Source organism: Arthrobacter sp. StoSoilB20 (assembly GCF_019977295.1).
Classification (GTDB): Bacteria; Actinomycetota; Actinomycetes; order Actinomycetales; family Micrococcaceae; genus Arthrobacter; species Arthrobacter nicotinovorans_A.
Genome location: NZ_AP024651.1, coordinates 2,940,642 through 2,963,242, shown reverse-complemented (window position 1 = coordinate 2,963,242; position 22,601 = coordinate 2,940,642). Strand labels below are relative to the sequence as shown.

The following is a 22,601-nucleotide window of genomic DNA, read 5'->3' as shown; positions in this document are numbered from 1 at the left end:
AAGTTGGGCATAAAAAGAAGTCCTGCACAGTACAAACTGTGCAGGACTTCTTAGTTGTGATGAGCAGGTGTTACTTCGCCGCCGTGCTGTGGCGGGCGGCTTTGGACTTGGCGTTGATAAAGCAGCCGGCGGCGATGGCCAGGATCAGGATGAACGTTCCGACCAGTTGTCCGGCGCTTTCCGGGTTGGCAAAGCCCACCACCAGGATCAGGCCCAGCAGCACAAGTCCCAGGATGGTCAGGAACGGGAATCCCTTCATCCGCAAGGGCAGTTCGGTGCCATCCCGGTCTGCCCTGCGGCGAAGGATGAATTGGGACACCAGGGCAGTTCCCCAGACCACCAGGCAGGTGGAGCCCACAAGGTTCAACAGTGCCGGCAGGATCTTCTCCGGGAACAGCAATTCCAGGACCGTGGCGATGAAGCCGAAAGCAACCGAAATTCCGACGGCGGCAACGGGAACCTTTGATCCGCTCAGGCGGGAGAGGAAACGCGGAGCTTCGCCGCGCTCTGAGAGGGAGAAGATCATGCGGGAGGCGCCGTACAGGTTGGCATTCAACGCCGACAGCAGGGCCACCACGGCCACCAGGGTGATGGCTGCACCGGCGCCCGGAATTCCTGCGAGGTCCAGCACTCCGGCGAACGGGGACTTGAGTCCCTCCGAGCCCACAGGCAGGACGGCGGCGATGACGAAGACGGAGCCGATGTAGAAGACCAGGATGCGCCACACCACTGTGCGGATGGCCTTGCCGACGCTGTGGGCGGGGTTCTCGGTTTCTGCTGCGGCAACGCTGACGATCTCGGTGCCACCGAAGGCGAAGATCACCACGAACAAGGCTGCTGCGATTCCGCCGATGCCGTTGGGAGCAAAGTCGCCGAAGGCCGAGAGTCCGGGGGAGGGAACGTTCGGGAGCCAGCCGAACAGCAGGGCGGCACCAATGAGCAGGAAGATCACGATGGCAGCGACCTTGAGGATGGCGAACCAGAATTCAAACTCGCCAAAGTTCCGCACGCCCACCAGGTTGATGCCGGTGAAGACCACCATGAACACCAGGGCGAGTATCCACACCGGGATGACGGGCCAGATCGAGAACAGCAGTCCTGCTGCGCCGAGGGCTTCGGCGGCGATGACCACCACCAGTTGGAGCCACCACAGCCAGCCGATGGTTCCGCCGGCAGTCTTGCCCATGGCCTTTTCCGCGTACACAGAGAAAGCGCCGCTGTTGGGGTTGGCGGCCGCCATCTCGCCCAGCGCCCACATGACCAGGATGATCAGGGTGCCGGCGACGAGGTAGGAAATGAGCACTGCCGGACCTGCAGCCTGGACCCCTGCCCCCGAGCCGAGGAAGAGGCCGGCGCCGATCGCACTGCCCAATCCCATCATGGTGAGCTGGCGCGGCTTGAGCGAGTGCCCGAGGCCTGATGTTGGGGCAGGAGCCGCGATGGACTTCGTTGTCATACGTGTCTACCTTCTATGGATTGCATGCTGGTTTGGCGTGTTGGCCTCATGGGCTTGGCACGCAGGCGTCGACGACGCAGCACGAGCCGTGGAATAATTCTCGCAGTTTGTAAGATACATCACTTTTTGCTCTAGCGATGTGATGGGTACGAATCCCCGGGGACAGGAACTTTGATGCTGGTCGATGCGCTTGATGCAAAAATTGTACGTTTCTTCACTGACTCGCCACGATCCTCAGTGCTGGAGGCTTCCCGCGTGCTCAAGGTCGCCCGTGCCACGGTGCAGTCCCGGATCGACAGGATGATCGAAAACGGGGTCATCGGATCATGGGTTCCCCAGCCGGATCCCGCCAGCTTTGGGTTTCCGGTGGTGGCGTTCTGTTCGGTCACGATCACCCAGGAGATCGGCCACGACGCCATCATTGAAAGCCTGGGTGCCATCCCGGAAATCATCGAGGTCCACACGGTGACGGGAAACTCGGACCTGATGGTGAGGATCGCAGCACGGTCCAACCCGGACATGCAGCGGGTGCTGGACGCCATGATCGCCACCAAGTCCGTGGTCAGGTGCTCATCGGTGATTGTCCTGAACAGCCACATACAGGGCCGTACCCTGCCCCTGATGGAAGCTGCCGCTAAGGCAGTGTGACGTAAAGCATTTTGCTTGCCGCCCCTTGAGTCGTACCATTAGTTCTAGTCAACATGACTTTAACTAGCTTTCCGGTGTACATGACTGTCTGGTGTACACCGAGGGCTCCTGACGGCGATGAAGCGAGGTGAAACGCCGTGAACACGAACTCAGCCAATGTCGCCGAGAGGCGGCTCGCGCCGCCGTCGTTGGCTATCTCCACGGTGATTTTCGCCCTTCGCCCCAGTGAAAAGTCGGGCCGGCCCACCCTGTGGCTGCCGCTGGTCCGCCGTATCCGTGAGCCGTTCAAGGACATGTGGGCGCTCCCGGGCGGACCGCTGGCCCACGACGAATCCCTCCAGGACGCAGCCTCAAGGAACCTCCGCGAAACCACGGGACTGGCGCCCCATTACCTGGAACAGCTCTACGCCTTTGGCGGACTCCACAGGTCGCCCACCCAGCGGGTGGTTTCCATTGTGTACTGGGCGCTGGTGCAACCCACGGAAGCTGCCCTCGCTGACGAGTCCGAGAACGTGCGTTGGTTCCGTGCAGACCGGCTTGGGGAACTGGCCTTCGATCACCAGGCGATCGTCGACTACGCCCTTTGGCGGCTCCGCAACAAGATGGCCTACGGTTCCATCGCCTACCACTTGCTGGGCGAGTTCTTCACGCTCGCCCAGGTCCGCGAAGTCTACGAGGCCGTGCTGGACCGCCCGCTCGATCCCGCAAACTTCCGCAGGCACGTCAAGGCAACACCGGAAATAGAAGAAACCGGTGAATACCTGCAAGGCGGAAAACACCGCCCACCACGCCTCTACCGCTTTACCGGCACCCCAGGCCTCGGGCCAGACAACAGGAGTACACCATGAGCAGCGTCAATACTGCCGTCCAGCTGATCACCCGCGAGGAAGCCGAAAAGGGCCTCTCCCGCGCGGGATCCACGTGCAGCCCCGCACTGGCCAGGGGCCCCTGGGAATATGACCTTGCCGAAGCCCTCGCCGGCGAACCAGCCTACGGCCCCGGTGCTTCAAGCGATGACGTGGCACCGAAAGCCACGCCACGCCAGGGCCAGTTGCCCGAAGAGTACAAAAAGGCCTCCGACGCCGAACTGGACGCCCGCATCCGGGCCGCCAAAGCGACTCTCGGGGACCGGGCCGTCATCCTGGGCCACTTCTACCAGCGCGATGAAGTCATCCAGTACGCGGACTTCGTGGGCGACTCGTTCCAGCTGGCCAATGCAGCGCTGACCAAGCCGGACGCCGAAGCCATCATCTTCTGCGGCGTTCACTTCATGGCCGAGACAGCGGACATCCTCTCCACCCCGGACCAAGCCGTCATCCTGCCGAACCTCGCCGCAGGCTGCTCCATGGCTGACATGGCAGACGAAGACTCAGTGGAAGAATGCTGGGAACAACTTGAGGAAATCTTCGGCACGGAGCCGGACGCGTCCGGACGTGTACCGGTCATTCCGGTCACGTACATGAACTCCTCAGCTGCGTTGAAGGCGTTCTGTGGGCGCAACGGCGGAATCGTGTGCACGTCCTCCAACGCCAAGGTCGTCCTGGAGTGGGCCTTCGAACGCGGTCAGCGGGTCCTGTTCTTCCCCGACCAGCACCTGGGCCGCAACACCGCCAAGGCACTCGGCGTGCCGCTTGAGCAGATGCCCATGTGGAACCCGCGCAAGGAACTCGGCGGCAACGACGAACAGGTCCTCCTGGACTCCCGCGTCATCCTCTGGCACGGCTTCTGCTCGGTCCACAAGCGCTTCAACGTAGGACAGATCGAGAAAGCCCGGCAGGACTTCCCAGGGGTCAACGTGATCGTCCACCCCGAATGCCCCATGGAGGTAGTGGACGCCGCCGACTCCGCCGGTTCCACCGACTTCATCAAGAAAGCCATCGCCGCCGCCACCGAACCCACCACGTTCGCCATCGGCACCGAGATCAACATGGTGAACAGGCTCGCCGCCGAAAACCCGCAGCACACCATCTTCTGCCTCGACCCCGTCATCTGCCCGTGCTCCACCATGTACCGCATCCACCCGGGGTACCTTGCCTGGGTCCTTGAGGAGCTCGTGGAAGGACGAATCGTCAACCGCATCACGGTGGATGACTCCGTGCAGGACAACGCCAAGATTGCGCTCGAGCGCATGCTGGCAGCCAAGCCGGCCTAGCCCGGCCACACCGGACCAACCGAATCGAGCCCCACATGACAACAGAGAGCCTTGCCCGCGGCCCCGCGCCCCGGCGGCTGGTGGTCGTCGGCAGCGGTATCGCAGGACTGTACTCAGCCCTGCTTGCCGCTGAAGCCGGGGCGGAAGTGGTGTTGCTGACCAAGGGTGCCCTGGCGGACAGCAACACCTACTACGCCCAGGGTGGCATCTCCGCCGTCCTGGACGAACCTGCACCCGGTGATACTGTGGCGGCCCACATCGCCGACACCCTCAAAGCCGGGGCCGGCCACTGCAATGAAGAAGCCGTTCGGGTCCTGTGCACCGAGGCCCGTATGGATATCGCCGGGTTGGGTCGGTTCGGTGTCCAGTTCGACCTCGATGACCAAGGCGATCCCGCCTTGGGCCTGGAAGCTGCCCATTCAGCCCCGCGTATCCTGCACGCCGGGGGAGATGCCACCGGTGCCGGAGTGGCCGCAGCCCTGATCCGGACCGTGCTGGATTTCCAAGCCGCAGGAAAGATCCAGGTCATCGGCCACGCACACGCCACCTCCCTGGCTCTGGGCGGACACCAAGGCAGCCGTGTGGTGGGAGTAAATTTCCTCCACGACGGACGCAGCCTCGGGGTCCATGGCGACTCCGTCCTGCTCGCTACGGGCGGAGCGGGGCAACTGTTCGCCAAAACAACCAATCCATCTGTTGCAACGGCTGACGGACTGGCGTTGGCATGGCGGGTTGGTGCCGCCGTCGCGGACCTCGAATTCTTCCAGTTCCATCCCACCTGCATGGTGCTGGACAAGGAAGCCAGGGAGGCCGAGGGCAACAACGATCCCTTGCTCATCTCCGAAGCAGTCCGGGGTGAGGGGGCCATCCTGGTCGATGCCGCCGGTCATCGCTTCATGCCGGACTACCACCCCGACGCCGAGCTCGCGCCCAGGGATGTGGTCTCCCGCAGCATCGCCCTTCACCTTGCGAAACTTGGTGACCCCAACGGTCACGTCTACCTGGACGCCACCGTCATTGAGCACCAACGCGGCGGCGGCTTCCTGGCCAGGCGCTTCCCGAACCTCAGTACGCGCACGCGCCAGGCGGGCGTGGACTGGACCCGCGACCTGGTTCCCGTGGCACCGGCTGCCCACTACTGGATGGGTGGGGTGGTGACGGATCTCTACGGCCGGACCTCTGTTCCCGGATTGCTCGCTGCCGGTGAGGTGGCTTGTACCGGTGTGCAAGGAGCTAACCGTCTGGCAAGCAACTCCCTGCTCGAGGGACTGGTGTTTGGGCGGCGGGCTGTTGAGGGGTTTTTTGGTTCGTTTGGTGCCTCGACGGACGGAGTCCCTCTGCGTGCTGACTCGGCCGCGGGCGGCCTCGCTTTTACGCACGCTGCCGGGACCCCGTCAGCCGACCAGAGCGACCGCAGCGCTCACGCGACAACGGCGCTGCCGGGGCCTCCGGCGCCGCTGGATGAGCTTGATGCTGACCTGCCCGCTCCTGTTTCCTGGGAGTTTGAGAGCTTGCCGGGGCCGGGGGCTCGTGAGGCTTCGTTTGCTCGGGCAGGGGTGTTTTCGAGGGGGTCCTTGCGGCGGCTGATGACTGCCAAGGCAGGGGTTTTGCGTGATGGCGCACTGCTGCGGGAGGCCGGTGTGGCGTTGGTTGCCTGGGCTGGAGAAGTGCAGCCGTTGAATGTTCCTGATTCCCTCGATGTCCGTGTGCATGAGGACTCGAATTTGTTGTTGGCGGCCCAGCTGCTCCTTCATGCGGCCCGGGAGCGCCGGGAGTCGTTGGGGGCGCACTACCGCAGCGACAGCATGACGGAGCCGGCCGTCGTCGAAGATTTTGACAAGCGTTACACCATGAGCCGGAAAGTGAGCCTCGTCCATGACTAACCTGACCCTCCCCGCAGCGCCCGTGCGGGACATCCTGGAACGGGCGTTCGCGGAGGACGCTCCCAGCGGCGACATCACCTCGCAACTGCTCATCCCCGCCGACGCCCGGGCAACCGCGGTGTTGAATGCGCGCGTCCCCGGTGTCTTCAGCGGCGGCACCGTGTTCCGTGACGCCATGAAGCTCGTTGACCCGGATACCGAGGTAGACCTGCTGCTGGGCGACGGTGAAGCGTTCGACGCCGGGACGCACCTTGCCAGGGTCAGCGGCAGCGCCCGCTCGGTGCTGCTGGCCGAACGCGTCGCATTGAACCTGGTGCAGCGCATGAGCGCCATCGCTACGAAGACCGCGGAATTTGTGCGTCTGGTGGAAGGCACCCGTGCCCGGATCACTGATACCCGCAAGACCACGCCCGGCCTTCGCGTCCTGGAACGATACGCTGTGCGCTGCGGTGGCGGGGCCAACCACCGCTACAGTCTCTCGGACGCCGTACTGGCCAAGGACAACCACCTGGCCGTCATGACCGGCGGCGACTCCGCAAAACTGACGGAACTGCTGATCGCCGCCAAAGCACAGCTGGGCCACACCACCCACTTTGAGGTAGAAGTGGACCGGGCCGAACAGATCGAACCTGTCCTGGCCGCTGGAGTGGACACCATCATGCTGGACAACTTCTCCATCGAGGAACTCCGCGCCGGAGTGAAACAAGTGGACGGCCGCGCCATCGTGGAGGCAAGTGGCAACGTCAACATCGCCACCGTAACGGAAATTGCCGCTGCCGGCGTAGACGTCATCTCCATTGGTGGGTTGACCCACAGCGTGAGCGCTCTGGATCTCGGTCTCGACGTGGTCCTGGAGACAGCCTGAGGCACCCATGATCTTCCTCGACGCCGCAGCCACCACCCCCGTTCGCCGCGAGGCACTTGAGGCCATGTGGCCGTACTTGAGCGGTGAGTTCGGCAACCCCTCCAGCCACCACACCCTGGGCGAAGCCGCAGCAGCTGCGCTCGCCGGAGCCCGTGCAGGTGTCGCGAAGATCCTCAACTGCCGTGCTGGCGAGGTGACTTTCACCTCAGGAGGCACCGAGGCGGACAACCTGGCCGTCAAAGGCATTGCACTGGCCAGGCGGTCCGCTGATCCTTCGCTGAACAGGGTAGTCATCAGCGCAATCGAGCATCCAGCCGTGGAGGAATCGGCGAGGTATCTGGAGCGGGTGCACGGTTTTGTTGTGGACGTCCTTCCCGTTGACTCTGAGGGGCTGGTCTCCATCGAGGGTCTGCGTGCGGTGGCAGGACCGGACACGGCGTTGATCAGCATCATGTACGCGAACAATGAGATCGGAACGGTCCAACCGATCACGGCTCTGGCTGCGGTGGCGCGCGAACACGGAATCCCCTTCCATACCGATGCAGTCCAGGCCGCCGGATGGTTGCCCCTGGACGTCAAAGCGCTCGGGGTGGATGCCCTGAGCTTGTCCGGGCACAAGCTCGGTGCGCCCAAGGGTTCAGGTGTGCTGTTCACCAAGGGCCGGCTCCGGGTGGAACCACTCGTTCACGGCGGGGGACAGGAACGGGGCAGGAGGTCCGGGACGGAGAACGTGGCCGGCGCCGTTGCCTTGTCCACCGTACTGGCGTTGTCAGGTGCCGAGCAGCCGGAACAGGCAGCCAGGGTCTCCGGTCTCAGGGATCAGTTCATCGAACGGGTCCTGGCCGGCGTGCCGGGAGCTGTGGTCACTGGCCACCGGCTGCAGCGTTTGCCATCGGTAGCGTCCTTCTGTTTCCCGGGTACCAGCGGCGAATCGGTTCTGCTCGAACTTGAGCGGCTGGGCGTGGTGTGCTCCAGCGGCTCGGCGTGCGCTGCAGGATCCGATGCCCCCTCGCCCGTGTTGGTGGCCTTGGGAATAGCTCCCGAGACAGCCCAGACGGCAGTCCGTTTCAGTTTCCCTCCAACAGTCACCGGCTCCGAACTGGAGCAGGCCGCGGACGCCGTGGAAACCGCCGTCGGGCGTGTTCGGAACCTTGCCTCCCCTCAAGGCGACAACTGAAGCCGGCCTGAACGGCTGCGGTGCCGGCTGGCCCCACAACGGCTGCACGGCCGGCTATACGTGCCGCGCTCGCCGGAAAATCCAATGCCTCAGCAGGGTAAACCGGACCGCGGTGGCCACGAAGCCGGACAGGGTTGTGGTCCACAGCTCTTCGGTGACCGTGGCTTCGGGCCGGAAGAGGTGCAGCAAACCCAGGCTGCCACCGGTGATGACCAAGGCGATGGCAATCACCAGGACCCCGCTGAGGTGATCCCGGGTGCGCTTCTTTTTCCCCGTGATCTTGAAAGTGAGCCTGCGGTTCAACGCCGTGTTCATCAGCGAGGTCACAATCAAAGCCACGGCGTTTGCCAGCTGGGGGTCAATCCACGGACGCAACAACGCGTAGATCGCCAGCGAGCTCGCGGTGCAGACTACACCCACCCCGGTAAAGCGGATCAATTGCCGCACTACGGGGTATTTCAGGACCCCACGGTGGCGTGTGCGGGGTGGTTTCTGCGGGGGAGACGGGCGTAGCTCAGTGGCGTCCGCAGCTGTCTCCATGGCTTAAGCCTGACACACTACGCCGGAAGGTCTTCCCAGGAAGCGCCGGTAACGGGGTTCCGGAGCTCGCCGATTCCCTCAACCCGGCACACCACGGTGTCGCCTGGTTGGATGCGGGCGCACTCGGCGGGGAAGCCCGTCAGCACAAGATCGCCGGGCTGGAGGGTCATGAAAGAGGTCAGGTAAACAAGGATCTCGTCCACCTTCCAACCCAGGTCAGCTGAACTGGCGGTCTGGAGTTCATGGCCGTTGTGGACGATCCCGATTTCCAGGTTGGAGACCTCAAGATCCGTGACAATCCATGGACCGACTGGAGTGAAGGTGTCCTGGCTTTTGGCGCTGATCCAGAGTTCGTCGGTTTTCTGCAAATCCCTTGCCGAGACGTCGTTGCCGATGGTGTAGCCGAGAACCGCCGAACGCGCCGTTTCGGCAGTCAAACCGCGGGCGGGGCGCCCGATGACCACCGTTAGTTCGGCTTCAGGGTCGACGTAGCCCACCGTGGAGTCCAGTTGGATGGCCTCGCCAGGGCCGATCACACTCGAGGCGGCCTTGTGGAATGCCTGGGGCGGCAGGTCGCGGCCCGGTTGGCCTGTGTTGTGCGCCATGCCCAACACATTGACGGGGACGGCCGGTTCCAGGAAAGTGAATGAGCCTTCCGTGACCGTCGCACCGGTCTCCCAGCCGTCCCGCGCTGGACTGGCGGTGTTCGCCCGGGATGACGGGAACGGCGAATGGATCACAGTCCACTCCCGGCCGGCATCGGAGCCGAAGTCCCGGGCGTCATTGGCCACGAAGAAGTGCTCATCGGCTGAGAGCGGCGGGACGGGCCGGACACGGGCAATACGACGAGGGAGGCGTGAAGTCATGATGACATCCTACGTCCTCTGATGCGTTGTGCCGGTGTTCCGGACCCGCGTTACCTCTTGTGGCTGTTCTTGTAGCAGTTCTGGTGGCAGTTGCGCGATCATCCGGGATAGGCAGGGGCGGCTTCGCTGCGCCTCAGGCCAGCGGCGCAGATCCGAAAGCTACACTGAAGCGATCGCACCACAGGACCACCGACGCCAGCCCACTGACGTCAGTGCCGGCGGGAATGGCGTAATTGTGGTTTCCATGGGTGGCCTTGATACTGCCGAGGTCCACGTAAGCCCCTGAGCGGTATTTGAACCAGTCACCGCCTGCCTCCAGGCTGCTGAGCCACACCTTGACATCGGGTCCGTCGCTGCTGGCCAGGTTCTCGAGGCGCAGTACGTGGCTGCCGTCGGGCAACGCCAACAATTGCGCGGAGCCGGTGGTCTCATGCTCCTGGGATTCGAAGGCGCCGCTCTTGAGAATCGCCGGGCTTGGGATGGGATTGGTGGGCAGGGGACTGGTGGGCTGGGGGTTGGTGGGCTGGGTCGCGGTGTTCCCAGGTGACGCAGCCGCCGTCCCACCACCCGATGATGTGTTCGCCGGGCCTTCCACAACAGGCAGGGCCTCGTTGACGTTGCTGCTGGTGAAAATCCGCCACGGTTGGAAGAGTGCTGCCCCTGCCATCACCGCTGCCAGGACCATCACTGCGATCACTGCGGCAAGAGCCCTGTGGGAGCGAATGAAAATCCGGATTCGGTTCATGGATCAAGCCTAGGCTTCGGGGGACAGCACAACCGCGTTCCATTGCTTACGGTCCCGTGACGGCTTGTGCCCCGGCTGGGTGTGAATGGACGGGTGTGTGAACGGACGGGGAAAGCAGAGCGCCTGGGGGAGAATCCCAGGCCCCGGGCTTAGAATCCGATTCATGCGCCTGGCGATCATCGGATTGGTTCTCCTCGTGGCAGGCGTGGTAACCGTTGCCACGGGCGTTTTGCCGTGGCACGAAGTAGCCGTCCTGGTAGACCGGGTGGCGCCCATCCTGGCGTTCGTTGTTGCCATGACCGTGGTCACCGAGCTCGTCAGTGAGGCAGGGACTTTCCAGTGGATTGCCCGGCGACTCCGGAGATGGGGTCGTGGCCGTGGTGTCCTGTTGTGGTTGCTGCTTGCGCTGTTCGCCGTCCTGAGCACGATCTTCCTGTCGCTGGATACGACGGCGGTCCTGCTGACTCCGGTGGTGGTCACCGTAGCCCGCCAAGCCGGGTTGCCCGTCCTGCCCTCGGCGTTGACCACGGTGTGGCTGGCGAATACGGCGAGTCTGTTGCTGCCGATTTCCAATCTGACGAACCTCCTGGCGCAGCACAATCTGGGTGGCATCAGCCCGGCACAGTTTGCCCGCCTGATGTGGGCTCCGTCCCTGGCGGCAATTGTGGTTCCGTTGGTGTTCGTTGCAGTGGTGTTCCGGCGCGAGCTGCGCAAGACCTACGCCTTGGATTCCGCACGACCCGCCCCAGGGCCAACATCGGCCGCCGCCCCTGATCGGGTGCTGCTGGGTGCCAGCGCCGTGGTCCTGGTTCTCCTCTTGCCGGCCCTGGTGTCCGGTGCGGCGATCTGGATTCCGGCCACCGCCGCAGCCTTGGTGCTGGCGGCGTTTTTCGCCATTCGGCGCCCGAAAGTGCTTAAGGTGACGCTGATTCCGTGGTCGCTGCTGCTTTTTACGTGCGGCCTTTTCCTGGTGGTCGAAGCAACCCAGTACCTTGGAGCTTCCGTGTTGCTTGGGCAGGTGGCAGGGGAAGGAAGCGGCTTCGTCGAACTGCTGAGGTTGGCCATGACAGGTGCGCTCGGATCCAATGTGGTCAACAACCTGCCTGCTTATCTTTTGGCCGAGCCGCTGGCAGGAAGTCCAGTGCGGATGGCTGCACTCTTGATAGGTGTCAATGCAGGACCCCTGATCACGCCATGGGCTTCCCTGGCCACCCTGCTGTGGCACGATCGCCTGGTCCGGATGAACGTGTTGATCAAGTGGAAGGGTTACGCGGTGTTGGGCTTGATCGTGGCCCCGTTGACCATAACGGCGGCCATCGCGGCCCTCGCAGTCGTTGGCCCAGGAGGGGTGTTTGGCTAGCCCAGGTAGAGTTCGCCCACGGGAATGTCTGTGGCCAACCGGTTGTCCGGTCCTGCCAAGGGGCACGCCCAAGCCTCGTTGTAGGCGCAGGAGGGATTGTAGGCAAAGTTGAAATCCAGGATGAACTCCGGTTCACCGGAGGAGCTCCTGGTGCCGTGGAAAGAGCCCTTGACCGTGTCCAACAGGTACCGACCCGCCCCGTAGCTTCCGCCATCCTTGCCAGCGGTTGTGTCACGGAACGGGACAAAGATCCCGCCGCCGTAGCTCCTGAGCCGCCACACTGCCAAAGAGCCCAGTTCATCCAAGTCGAAGGTGCCGATCCTGACAAACGGCACAACGCCGTCGGTGCCTGTCTCAACATTCATTTCCTGCCCGGATCCGTCAGGGAGCAACACCGCGTGCCTGCGGAAGGCGGGGTCGTAGTCAGCCGTACGCAGTCCTGAAAAGGAGGCCTTCATCCCGGCCGTCAGCGCGGATGCCGGATGGGTGGCAAACATCAGGTCCCGCTCCTGGCGCCAGAAAACGTGGGCGTCGAAAGGATTGGTGGCTGCAAGTTGACGCACTTTGTCGTACAGGGCGAACGTCCGCAGGCGCCAGTCGGCTATATCAACCGCTGACATGGTGGGGATGTCGTCCTCGAAATAGTCCTGCTGATCGGGAGCCATACCCACAGCCTAACCCTGTGCGTGTCGCGGTATCGCCGCCGATAGGCTGGGGCCATGATCGGCATCATGAACCTGAAGCGCGTTCCGGTGAAGCTCGCTGCCTTGGTCCTTGCAGGGACGGTCCTGGCCGCAACGGCATCTTGCTCGGCTGAAAACAAGGGACCGCAGGTTACCTCCACGGCAACGTCGAAGCCGAACAGTTCGGAGTCGGGCACGGGGGCGCCGACGGAAAGCACGACGCCGGAGCCTGGTACCGCCGTTGGCTCACCCTCGGCAACACCGGGCCCGGAGGGCCAGGCGGCTTCGTCGGGGGCGGCCGGCGCCACGCCGGGTCCCGCATCAACGGCGCTTTCATGGAAGACCTATACGGATCCGGCCAAGAGCGTCAGTTTCGAACTGCCCAGGGATTGGATTGCCCAGTCGGTGACTCCCGAGCCGGGTTCTTTGCCGTCAGCAGTGAAGGTCGAAGTCAAGGACGGTGCCGGGAAATACGTTGCCACCCTCCAGACCGGCCTGCCGCCGTCTGCTCCGGTCGATTGCCCGGCCGGACAAGCCCGGCCCTATGTAGTGATCAGCAGCGTACCTTTGGACATTCCGCATGCCGATGGGCCGGACACCATTGATCCACGGGCGGTTTTCCGGGTGATCCAGGGATACAAATTCTTCGGCTCGTATGGCATCACCAATACGGTGGCCGGGGCTGACGGGCAATCGTGCGAACTCAGGAACCGGGTGCTGGGACCGGATGGGAAAGGCGACTATTCCTTTGGGGACATCCCCGTGCTCCATGCATATTCTGCCGACGAGAAGGTGGCCCCGGCCAAGTCCTTCGACACTCTTGACCTCGCTGCAAAGTATGCGGTACACGGTTCTGAATTCGCCAATGTCCAGCGGATGCTACTGTCTCTGAAGGTCAATCAATAGCCCAGGCGATTGGCTGGTTCACACATACGGCGGCGTTGGGGGCTTCCCGTCGCAACACACCCCGGAGATCAATGGAACGCAACGTTGCTGCCACGCTCGTTTTCAAGACCGCAGCCAACACCAAAGTAGCCATGGCCATAGCCGTGGCCCAAAATTCCGGCTACGACTCAGTGACCGAAACCCTGTCCATCACGGCGGCCGGTGGGGAGCTTCCCTTTGCCGAACTCAGCGACCACCACGGCGGACGCTTCCACTACCTTGAGTTCACCGAGCCCAGTGAAGTGACCGTGGAGTACAGGGCAACTGTCCACGGCGTTGGCATCCCCGAAACCTCCAATCCCATGGAACTGATCCGCTACGTCCGGCCCAGCAGATATGCGGAGTCGGACAGGCTGCTGCCTACTTCCTATGCCGAGTTCGGAAACCTGCAAGGCGTTGAACTGCTTCAGGCTGTCCGCGACTGGGTCAACGGTGAACTCCGTTACGTCAGCGGTTCTTCGCGGGGTACTGATGGAGCCGTGGAAACGTTGCTGCACCGCAAGGGCGTGTGCCGCGATTTTGCCCATCTGGCGATCGCCCTGCTGCGGGCCAAAGACATTCCCGCGCGGCTCGCGGCTGTGTACGCTCCCGGGCTGAGTCCCATGGATTTCCATGCCGTTGCCGAAGCCTACGTTGACGGCGCCTGGTACATCATCGATCCCACAGGCCTTGCTCCGCGCGAATCCATGCTGAGGATCACCGCCGGCCGGGATTCCTCGGACACGGCGTTCCTGTCCACCGTAGGCGGCAGCCTGACGCTGAAGACACTCAATGTCAGTGCTTCGGTCAATGGCGAGCTCCCGGTGGAAAACCTCCGGGAGCTCGTCAGGCTTCGCTAATGTCCGGCCACCGAGGCGCGGAGTTTTTCGGTCAGGCGGAGTAGTTCGCGCTGTTCTTCGGGTGTGAGGGCGGGCCCCACCAAGTGGGCGATGTCCCTCACATGGTCCCGTCCGATGGCTTTTTGAAGCTCGCTTCCGGCCTCGGTGAGTGAGAGCAGCACTCCGCGGCCGTCGTCGGGGGCTGCCGTCCGCTCCACCAATCCGCGCTTCTCCAGGCGATCCACCAAACGGCTCAGGCTCGACTGGCTCAGCAGAACCTTGTCGTTGATCTCATTGAGCCGCAGCTGGCCGGAAGGGCACTTGGACAACGTGAAAAGGACGTCGTATTCCTTGACGGGCAGGGTCTTGAACGCCGGACCTGACTGAAGTTTCCGCATCACCGCCACCTGGGAGCGGAAGAGCGACTCCCAGGTTTCGGCGGCGAGGCGAACGGCGGAGGACCCAGCGCCCGTTGGACCGGACATCAGGCGTCCTGCCCCGCGGCACCTGCAGTAGCGGATTCGCTGACCTTTACCTCCAGCGAAGCGGCCACGCGTGATGCGTGGGTCGGAGCGTCCGGTACGTGGGCGGGCTTCATGGCGGCGTACTCCTTGCGCAGGACAGGAAGGACTTCCTCGCCAAACAGGTCCAGCTGCTCAAGCACGGTCTTCAGGGGAAGTCCGGCGTGGTCGATCAGGAACAACTGGCGCTGGTAGTCGCCGAAGGCCTCACGGAAAGTCAGCGTCTTTTCGATGACTTCCTGGGGGCTTCCCACGGTCAGGGGCGTTTGGGAGGTGAAGTCTTCCAAGGACGGTCCATGGCCGTAGACCGGTGCGTTGTCGAAGTACGGGCGGAATTCCTTCACCGCGTCCTGGGAGTTCTTCCTCATGAAGAACTGACCGCCGAGTCCCACAATTGCCTGGTCTGCCTTGCCGTGCCCGTAGTGCTCGTAACGCTCACGGTAGAGGCCGATCAGCTGCTGGTAGTGCTCCTTGGGCCAGAAGATGTTGTTGGCGAAGAAGCCATCGCCAAAGTACGCGGCAACTTCCGCGATCTGCGGTGTGCGGATTGAACCGTGCCACACGAACGGGGCGACGCCGTCGAGGGGGCGCGGCGTGGAGGTGAAGTTCTGCAGAGGCGTGCGGAACTTGCCCGACCAGTTGACGGTGTCCTCATCCCACAGCTTGCGGAGCAGGCTGTAGTTCTCAATGGCCAACTCAACGCCGTCCTGGATGTTCTTGCCGAACCAGGGGTAGACCGGTGCAGTGTTGCCGCGGCCAAGGACCAGGTCCACGCGGCCGTCGGAGAGGTGCTGAAGCATTGCGAAGTCTTCGGCAATCTTCACAGGATCGTTGGTGGTGATCAGTGTGGTGGCCGTGGACAGCGTGATGCGCTCGGTCTGGGCAGCGATGTAGGCCAACGTCGTGGTGGGGGAGGAGGAGAAGAACGGCCGGTTGTGGTGCTCGCCAAGGGCATAGACATCCATGCCGATTTCTTCGACCTTTTTGGCGATGGCAACGGAGGCCTTGATGCGTTCGTTCTCCGTGGGTGTGCGGCCCGTGGTGGGGTCAGCTGTGATGTCGCTGACGCTGAATACGCCGATCTGCATGATGTGCCTTTCTCCCTGCCCGAGGTCCCGGGCTCTTTCAACAGTGTACCTCAAACTAGATGCATTTGCATGTATCGATACCTGTAACAGGGCAGGGCCGGGAATTGTTCCCGGCCCTGCCCTGTCATGGAGTTTGTTGGCTGTGGCTGCTATTCGCCGGGGTTGTGGGCAGCGCGGCGACCCTTGACCCTGGGAATCATCCCCGTGGTCCAATCCTGGAATTCATCGGAGGAGCCACCGGCCGCGTTTCCTGCCGGGGCGGCTGTTCCGCTTCCGGATTCAGGTGCCGGCTTCTCCTTCAAGGCCTTCAGCAAGTCTTTCTTTTCCCTGCGTCCCTCCACCAGTTTGTAGAGGACCGGGACCAGCACCAAGGTCAACGCCGTGGAGGAGACCAGGCCTCCGATCACCACGATCGCCAGGGGCTGTGAAATGAAGCCGCCGCCGCCGGTAAGTCCCAATGCCATGGGCGTCAGTGCGAACACCGTGGCCAACGCCGTCATGAGGATGGGGCGGAGCCGCTGGCGGGCGCCGTGCGTAATGGCCTCCGCGACGTTCATGCCGGGGCTGCCATCGTGGGGCTTGCGGTACTGGTTGATGAGGTCAATGAGGACAATGGCGTTGGTGACTACGATGCCTACCAACATCAGCATGCCGATCAACGAGGGCAGGCCCAGCGGAACACCGGTCACCAGGAGCAGGCCTACCGCTCCCGTTGCCGCGAACGGCACGGAGACCAGCAGGATCAGGGGCTGGATGAGTGACTTGAACGCTGCCACCATGATCACGTACACAATCGCGATGGCTGCCAGCAGTGCCAGGCCCAACTGCCGGAACGACTCCGCCTGCTGGGTGGTCGCACCTCCGATGGTGGCTGTAACCCCGGCCGGAAGTTCCAGGGATGCTAGGCGCTCCTGGACCGCGGCGCTGACGCTGCCCAGGTTGGAACCCGACGGCGTGACGGTCACCCGCGCTGTACGCTGCCCATTGCTGCTGGTGATGGACACAGGAGTATCAACCTGCTCGACGGCGGCGATGGTCTCCAGCGCCACGCCACCCCGGGCTGTGGGGAGCTGGAGCGCCCGCACCGAAGCAATGCTGGTGAACCGTGTGCCCTCACCGATCTGCACAGGGTAGTCGTTGGTATCGATGCGCACGGTGCCGGCAGGGATGGGGCTGACGGTGGAAGCAAGGAAGGCCCCAACCTGCTCCTCGGTCAATCCGGCGGCCACGGCCTTGGCGCGGTCAACGCGGACCTGGACCACTGATTGCTTGGAGGCCAGGTTGGTGGCTACCTCCGAACTGCCGGGCACTCCTTCCATGGCCTTCACCGTGGCGTCGCTGGCCGTTTGGAGATCGGCGGAGTTCGCTGCCCGGATAGTGATGTCCACCGTGGAAGATGTGCCGAATCCACCTTGCTGGGACCCGACAGTGATCTTTCCTGCCGCGCCTTGGAGCTTGGAGCGGACCTCATCCTGGAGCTTGGCCTGGTTCACTTTCTCATCAGTCACAATGGTGAACGTCGAGTTGGAGGAACCTGTGGAGGTCAGGGCGGCGAAGCCTGTCTGGGCGTTTCCGGAGGTGACCTGCACGTCTTTGATGCCGTTGATGCCCTTGAGGGAATCCTCGATCTTGCTTGCCTCATCGCTTGTGGTCTGCAGGCTCGTGCCGGCTGGAAGCACTTGGCGTACGGTCATGCTGTTCTCGCCGGAGCGGCCCAGCAGGTCAGTGGCCAGGAGCGGTGAAACGGCGACCGTTGCCACAAGGATCAAGGCGGCGGCGGACAACGTGATAACCGGGTGTTTCTGTGTTTTCGCCAGGATTGGAAGATAGCCGCGCTGGAGCCTGCTTCTTTCCTCGGCTTCCCGGGCTTTTGCCGCAGCTTCCCGGAGGGAAGCCTGGGTCGCCGCTCCCTGTGTCGGGGAAGCGAGGAACCAGTAGGCCAGGACCGGCACGATCGTGAGCGAGACCAGCAATGAGGACAGCAGGGCGATGGTCACTGTGAGGGCGAAAGGCCGGAACAGCTCCCCGGCCAGGTCTCCCACAAAGGCAATGGGCAGGAAGACGGCAACGGTGGTCAACGTCGAAGCGGTGATGGCCCCGGCGACTTCCCTGATGGAGGTCAAGATGGCTGTCAGCTTGTCTTCGCCGTAACTGAGGTGCCTCTTGATGTTCTCGATCACCACGATCGAGTCGTCAACCACGCGCCCGATCGCAATGGTCAGGGCACCCAAGGTCAGGATGTTCAGCGAATAGCCCGTGGCCGAGATGCCGATGAAGGTAATCAGCAGGGACAGCGGTATCGAAACAGCGGTCACCAAGGTCGATCGTACGGACATGAGGAACACCATGATGACGGCCACGGCGAAGCCCAGTCCAAGGAGTCCTTCGGTGGTGAGGTCCTTGATGGACTTCTCAATGAACGGAGCCTGGTCGAAGACCGGTGTGAACGTTGCGTTGTTGCCGAGTTCTTCCTGCATAGGTGCGATCGCGTCCCGCACGGCATGGGAAATCGCCACGGTATCGCCCTCGGGCTTTTTGGTGACGGACAGCGCCAGCGTCGGCTTGCCGTTGGTGCGCGTAATGGAAGTGGCGGCGTCGTCTTCGATGCTGACATCGGCTACCGACCCGATAGTGGCCGCGGTCTTGGCGCCGGCCAGGGGAAGCCCCTTGATGATCTCCAGCGAATCAACCGGACTTCCGAGCTGGAGGGACAGCGTCTTTCCCTGGTCCTCGATGGTGCCCACGGGGACCAAGGTGCCATTGTTCTTCAAAGCACTGCTGATGGCCTGGATGGACGCTCCAGTAGCGGCCAGATCCGCCGGACGCGGCTCGATCAGGATGTGCTGGCTGGCTCCGCCCGTGACGTCGGCGCCGCGGACTCCGTCGATCTTCTGCAGCCGGGGAACGCTCAACCGCAAGAGGTCCGCGTTGAGTTCGCTCAGCGGTTTGTCCGAGGACACGGCCAGGTAGACAATCGGGAAATCGCTGATGTTCCCGGCAATGGACTGTGGCTCGACGTCGGCCGGCAGAACCCGCTTGGCGTTCGAGATGGCCCGGTCAATCTGGTTGCGTGCCCGGTCAAGGTTGGACCCGTAGGTGAACACCATGGTGATTTGCGAAACACCGTTGCGGGAGGTCGACGTGGTGGACTCCAGCCCCTCAACACTGTTCAGTGCTGTTTCCAGGGGCTGGCTCAATTGCTTGTCCACCACCTCCGGAGAGGCGCCCGGCATCGAGGTCACCACAGTGATCTGCGGGAACTCGATGGACGGTATGAGTTCCTGCTTCAGGGATCCCATGGTGATCACGCCGAACACCGCAGCGAAGACGGTGATCAGCGCGATCAGGGCCCGGTTTCCCAGAGAAAGCTTGGCCAGGCGGAACATTGCATTGACTCCCAGGGTCTACGAAACGATTCGTCTGACGGGAACCGGCCGCAGCCCCGGGTATGGCCTAGCTTTGGACGGCGTTTGCCACTTCGAGTTGCAGCGAACGCGCGGTGCTTGCTTCGAGTTCGGCAGCGAGCTCAGGGTTCTCGTTGAGCTTGACGCCGTAGCCGGGCATCATGTCCTTGAGCTTGGACTGCCAGCCCTTGAAGTTCTTCGGGAAGGACTTCTGGAGCAGTTCGATCATGATTGGTACAGCAGTGGAGGCTCCCGGAGAGGCACCCAGCAGTGCGCCAATCGAACCATCGCGGGAGGCAATGACCTCGGTGCCGAACTGCAGGACGCCACCCTTCTGAGGGTGCTTCTTGATGATTTGTACACGCTGGCCGGCCGTGATCAGTTCCCAGTTACCACCGGCAGCTTCCGGGTAGTACTCGCGCAGCGCCTCAACCTTGGCCTCATGGCGCTTGGCCACCTCTTTGATGAGGTAAGCGGTGAGGTCCATGTTGTCCTTGGCTACAGCCAGCATGGGAATGATGTTTCCCGGCCGGATGGACAACGGCAGGTCCAGGTAGCTGGAGGTCTTCAGGAAGTTGGTGGAGAAACCGGCGTACGGGCCGAACAGCAGCGAACGCTTGCCGTCCACGTAGCGGGTGTCCAGGTGCGGTACGGACATGGGCGGCGCTCCTACGGATGCCTGCCCGTACACCTTGGCGCTGTGCTGGGACGTGATGGCGTCGTCCGTGCAGCGGAAGAACTGGCCGGAAACGGGGAAACCGCCGTAGCCCTTGCTCTCGGGAATGCCGGAAGCCTGGAGGAGGTGCAGGGCTCCGCCGCCGGCCCCGACGAAGACGAACTTCGCATGGATCCGGCCGTGCTCGCCGGACTTGTGATGCTTGATGGAAAGGTCCCAGCCGCCACCTGCAGCCCGGTTGATGTTGGTGACGTCGTGGCCGTAATTGACCTCGGCGCCGCTGTCCTGCAGGTAGGTGGTCAGCTCACGGGTCAGGGCGCCGAAATCGACGTCGGTGCCTTCAGCAGCCCGGGTAGCGGCAACCCGTTGCTTACGGTCGCGTCCCTTGACGATCAGGGGCGCCCACTTGGCAATCTGGTCCTGGTCCTCGGTGTATTCCATGCTGCGGAACAGTGTGTTGGGCTTCAGTGCCTCGTACCGGGTCTTGAGGAAGTCCGCGTGGTCGTCGCCAATGACGAAGCTCATGTGCGGAACGGTGTTGATGAAGCCCTTGGGGGAACCGATAACGCTGCTGTCCACGAGGTGGGACCAGAACTGGCGCGAGAGCTGGAACTGCTCGTTGATGTGGAGGGCCTTGGAGGGGTCCACGGAGCCGTCTTTGGCTGCGGGCGAGTAGTTAAGCTCACACAGCGCGGCATGTCCGGTGCCGGCGTTGTTCCACGGTCCGGAGCTCTCAAGCCCCGCTTCGTCGAGTCGTTCGAACAGGGAGATGGTCCAGGTGGGTTCGAGTTGCTTGATGAACGCACCAAGGGTGGCGCTCATGATTCCGCCGCCAATAAGGACGACGTCGGCATGTTGAGTCTTGGAAATGAAGGTCACGATCAATCTCCGTTAGCGGCGGCACTGGCTGTCACAGAATATCCCCGCGCAGACCCAATACTGAAATTGCGGGCAATCGTCAAGGCTTTAAGCGGACGTTCGTGAAAACTTCGTTGAGGACCGGTGAAGCCGGGTAGCTTTCCACCTTGTTGGACAGCGCCAACGCCGAGATGGGGAAGGCGATGGGCACTGCCGGGACCGAGGCTGCGATTTCGGCATTGATGGCCTGGTACTGGGCGTTGCGGTCGTCACCATCAGGCATGGCGCGTGCCCGTTCGATTTTGTGGAATACTTCTGAATCCGCATAGCCGAACTCGGCGCGTTTCTCGCCGAAGAGCGGCCCCAGGAAGTTGTCGGCGTCAGCGTAGGAGCCGTTCCACCCCAGGAGGTGCAGGCCGCGGTCTCCGGCCGACTGGACCCGTTGCAGGTAGCCGCCCTCCCAGTCCACGGGCACCGGCTTGATGTTCAAGCCCACGGCAACCAGCTGGCGGCTGATTTCAGCGTAGATCTTCTCCGGAGTGGGCATGTAGGCGCGGGTGGCATTCAACGGGTAGTAGAACTTGATTTCCTCGCCCTTGTAGCCCGCCTTTTCCAGCAAGGCCTTGGCTTTATCGGGGTTGTACCCCAGGGAGGGGGCATTGTTGTTGAAGCCGCTGAGCTTGGGCGGCACGAACTGCGAGGCCTGGGCCGTGTTGTCGATGAAGAACCGCCGGATCAGTGTTTCTTTATCGACTGCCATTTCGATTGCCTGCCGGACCTCGAGCTTGTCCAACGGGGCTGTTGCCTGGTTGATCCCGAGGTACATCACGGAGAACGGATCGCGCTGGATGATCTGCACGCCCTTCTTTACCAGTTGGTCAAACGTGCTGGGGGTGACCAGGTCGTAGGCATCGATCTTGCCGTCCAGGAGGGCTTGCTGACGCGTTTCGGCGCGGTCGTAGGGAATGAAGTTGATGGTTGCTATCTGGCCGCGGTTGCCCCAGTAGCCCTTGTAGGTGGCCAGGGTGATTTTATTCTCATCCCAGGCACTGAATTCATATGGGCCCGTCCCCACGGGGTGGCTGGCGTAGGCGGACACGGCCTGGCCGTTGAGGGTCTGGTCCAGCACGTTCGCTTTTTGTGCTTCCAGGGCCGTGGGCGAGGAAATGGCGAAGGCGGGAAGGGTCAACGCCTGGAGGAAACCGGTGAAAGGCCGCGTCAGGTTGATCTGGACGTCAGTGGCAGAGACCACTTTGCAGTCTTTGAAGATGGAGAACACGGGTTCGTCCGAGTAAGCCTTGAACACCCCTTGGAAAGAGATCCCGGGAGCTTGTTTCCGGAGCTCGGAGGAAAAGGTGAACCAGCGGTTGAAGTTTGCGCAGACAGCTGCAGCGTCAAGTGGGGTGCCATCGTGGAAGGTTACTGCGGAGCGGAGCGTGAAATCGTAGCTGAGCCCGTTGTTGCTGTCTTTCCACTCCGTGGCCAAAAGGGGAGTGGTCTCACCTGTGGCGCCATCGACGCCCACCAGTCCTTCGAGGACCTGGCGGGTGACCCGGTAGGACTCTGAATCCGCGGTCATGGCGGGATCGAGCCCAAGGGGCATGGAGGCAGTACCGAAATTGAAGGTGGCAGCAGGCTCTGCGGGAGCTGTACTGCTGGAAGACGAAGACGGCGCAGATCCCGGCGCTCCTGTGCATGCTGCCAGCCCTAAAACCGCTGCTGCAGCTACGAACTGTACGGTCAGTCGCCGCATCTTGCTGCTTGCCACTCTTGTCCCCTCAAGCCGGTCGGAAGTGCTGTGGCCGGCTTTGCCAGACCGCATTCCAGTCTAGTTGAACCTCCTGAGTGCACTTCCCAGCGCATTTTCAGGAAGCTGTCCCCGCTGCTTGAGGAAAAAACACCCCCGATTGCAAAAT

The 22,601-nt window shown here is 62.7% G+C and carries 19 protein-coding genes; 9 read left to right on the top strand and 10 right to left on the bottom strand.

Annotation, left to right across the window (positions count from 1 at the left end; translation table 11 throughout):
- Positions 1–70: 70 nt before the first annotated feature.
- The gene (locus LDN85_RS13395; protein ID WP_223943300.1) at positions 71–1,456 is read right to left on the bottom strand and encodes an amino acid permease; all 1,386 of its coding nucleotides are present in this window, start codon (positions 1,454–1,456) and stop codon (positions 71–73) included.
- Between the two features lie 174 nt (positions 1,457–1,630).
- Here LDN85_RS13395 and LDN85_RS13390 point away from each other — a divergent pair, with 174 nt between their 5' ends.
- The 6 genes from LDN85_RS13390 (at position 1,631) to LDN85_RS13365 (ending at position 8,181) form a co-directional block, all read left to right on the top strand.
- Positions 1,631–2,104, top strand: coding sequence for an Lrp/AsnC ligand binding domain-containing protein (locus LDN85_RS13390; protein WP_026540192.1), 474 nt, complete (start codon positions 1,631–1,633; stop codon positions 2,102–2,104).
- A gap of 137 nt (positions 2,105–2,241) precedes the next feature.
- Entirely contained in the window at positions 2,242–2,952 is a 711-nt protein-coding gene (locus LDN85_RS13385; RefSeq protein WP_026546087.1) for an NUDIX domain-containing protein, read from the top strand.
- A complete protein-coding gene (nadA, locus tag LDN85_RS13380) occupies positions 2,949–4,256 on the top strand; it encodes a quinolinate synthase NadA (RefSeq protein ID WP_223943299.1) in 1,308 nt (435 codons plus the stop codon). Before LDN85_RS13385 ends, nadA begins: the two co-directional genes overlap by 4 nt.
- 35 nt (positions 4,257–4,291) lie before the next feature.
- Entirely contained in the window at positions 4,292–6,139 is a 1,848-nt protein-coding gene (locus tag LDN85_RS13375; RefSeq protein ID WP_223943298.1) for an FAD-binding protein, read from the top strand.
- A complete protein-coding gene (gene nadC, locus LDN85_RS13370; protein ID WP_223943297.1) occupies positions 6,132–7,004 on the top strand; it encodes a carboxylating nicotinate-nucleotide diphosphorylase in 873 nt (290 codons plus the stop codon). The genes LDN85_RS13375 and nadC overlap by 8 nt, the downstream gene beginning before the upstream one ends.
- A 7-nt stretch (positions 7,005–7,011) precedes the next feature.
- On the top strand, positions 7,012–8,181 hold the full coding sequence (locus LDN85_RS13365) for a cysteine desulfurase family protein (protein WP_223943296.1): 1,170 nt from the start codon (positions 7,012–7,014) through the stop codon (positions 8,179–8,181).
- Positions 8,182–8,235: 54 nt separating this feature from the next.
- Here LDN85_RS13365 and LDN85_RS13360 read toward each other — a convergent pair whose 3' ends face one another.
- The 3 genes from LDN85_RS13360 to LDN85_RS13350 form a co-directional block, all read right to left on the bottom strand.
- Complete coding sequence (locus tag LDN85_RS13360) at positions 8,236–8,721, bottom strand: GtrA family protein (RefSeq protein ID WP_223943295.1); 486 nt, start codon at positions 8,719–8,721, stop codon at positions 8,236–8,238.
- A gap of 17 nt (positions 8,722–8,738) precedes the next feature.
- Complete coding sequence (locus LDN85_RS13355) at positions 8,739–9,587, bottom strand: fumarylacetoacetate hydrolase family protein (RefSeq protein WP_223943294.1); 849 nt, start codon at positions 9,585–9,587, stop codon at positions 8,739–8,741.
- 133 nt (positions 9,588–9,720) lie between these two features.
- On the bottom strand, positions 9,721–10,332 hold the full coding sequence (locus tag LDN85_RS13350) for a DM13 domain-containing protein (RefSeq protein ID WP_223943293.1): 612 nt from the start codon (positions 10,330–10,332) through the stop codon (positions 9,721–9,723).
- A 163-nt stretch (positions 10,333–10,495) separates the two neighbouring features.
- Between LDN85_RS13350 and LDN85_RS13345 the strand changes: the two genes are divergently transcribed.
- Complete coding sequence (locus LDN85_RS13345) at positions 10,496–11,692, top strand: SLC13 family permease (RefSeq protein ID WP_223943292.1); 1,197 nt, start codon at positions 10,496–10,498, stop codon at positions 11,690–11,692.
- Here the strand turns inward: LDN85_RS13345 and LDN85_RS13340 are convergent.
- A complete protein-coding gene (locus tag LDN85_RS13340; RefSeq protein WP_026540202.1) occupies positions 11,689–12,357 on the bottom strand; it encodes a DUF1684 domain-containing protein in 669 nt (222 codons plus the stop codon). The two genes, LDN85_RS13345 and LDN85_RS13340, sit on opposite strands and share 4 nt — an antisense overlap.
- 54 nt (positions 12,358–12,411) lie before the next feature.
- Here LDN85_RS13340 and LDN85_RS13335 point away from each other — a divergent pair, with 54 nt between their 5' ends.
- Together LDN85_RS13335 and LDN85_RS13330 are read left to right on the top strand one after the other, a co-directional pair.
- Positions 12,412–13,281 (top strand): hypothetical protein, encoded by an 870-nt coding sequence (locus tag LDN85_RS13335; RefSeq protein ID WP_223943291.1) that lies wholly within the window; start codon positions 12,412–12,414, stop codon positions 13,279–13,281.
- 71 nt (positions 13,282–13,352) lie between these two features.
- Positions 13,353–14,159 (top strand): transglutaminase family protein, encoded by an 807-nt coding sequence (locus LDN85_RS13330; RefSeq protein WP_223943290.1) that lies wholly within the window; start codon positions 13,353–13,355, stop codon positions 14,157–14,159.
- On the opposite strand, the gene LDN85_RS13325 is transcribed toward LDN85_RS13330, so the two are convergent.
- From LDN85_RS13325 to LDN85_RS13305, 5 genes are all read right to left on the bottom strand, one after another.
- Complete coding sequence (locus LDN85_RS13325) at positions 14,156–14,623, bottom strand: MarR family winged helix-turn-helix transcriptional regulator (protein WP_026540205.1); 468 nt, start codon at positions 14,621–14,623, stop codon at positions 14,156–14,158. The two genes, LDN85_RS13330 and LDN85_RS13325, sit on opposite strands and share 4 nt — an antisense overlap.
- Positions 14,623–15,747, bottom strand: coding sequence for an LLM class flavin-dependent oxidoreductase (locus LDN85_RS13320; protein WP_223943289.1), 1,125 nt, complete (start codon positions 15,745–15,747; stop codon positions 14,623–14,625). Before LDN85_RS13320 ends, LDN85_RS13325 begins: the two co-directional genes overlap by 1 nt.
- Positions 15,748–15,896: 149 nt before the next feature.
- The gene (locus tag LDN85_RS13315) at positions 15,897–19,133 is read right to left on the bottom strand and encodes an efflux RND transporter permease subunit (RefSeq protein ID WP_223943288.1); all 3,237 of its coding nucleotides are present in this window, start codon (positions 19,131–19,133) and stop codon (positions 15,897–15,899) included.
- A 67-nt stretch (positions 19,134–19,200) separates the two neighbouring features.
- Positions 19,201–20,706, bottom strand: a complete 1,506-nt coding sequence (locus LDN85_RS13310; RefSeq protein ID WP_091550236.1) for a malate:quinone oxidoreductase — start codon at positions 20,704–20,706, stop codon at positions 19,201–19,203.
- A 79-nt stretch (positions 20,707–20,785) separates the two neighbouring features.
- Positions 20,786–22,438: an ABC transporter substrate-binding protein gene (locus LDN85_RS13305; RefSeq protein ID WP_175493351.1), complete on the bottom strand. Its 1,653-nt coding sequence runs from the start codon at positions 22,436–22,438 to the stop codon at positions 20,786–20,788.
- Positions 22,439–22,601 lie beyond the last annotated feature (163 nt).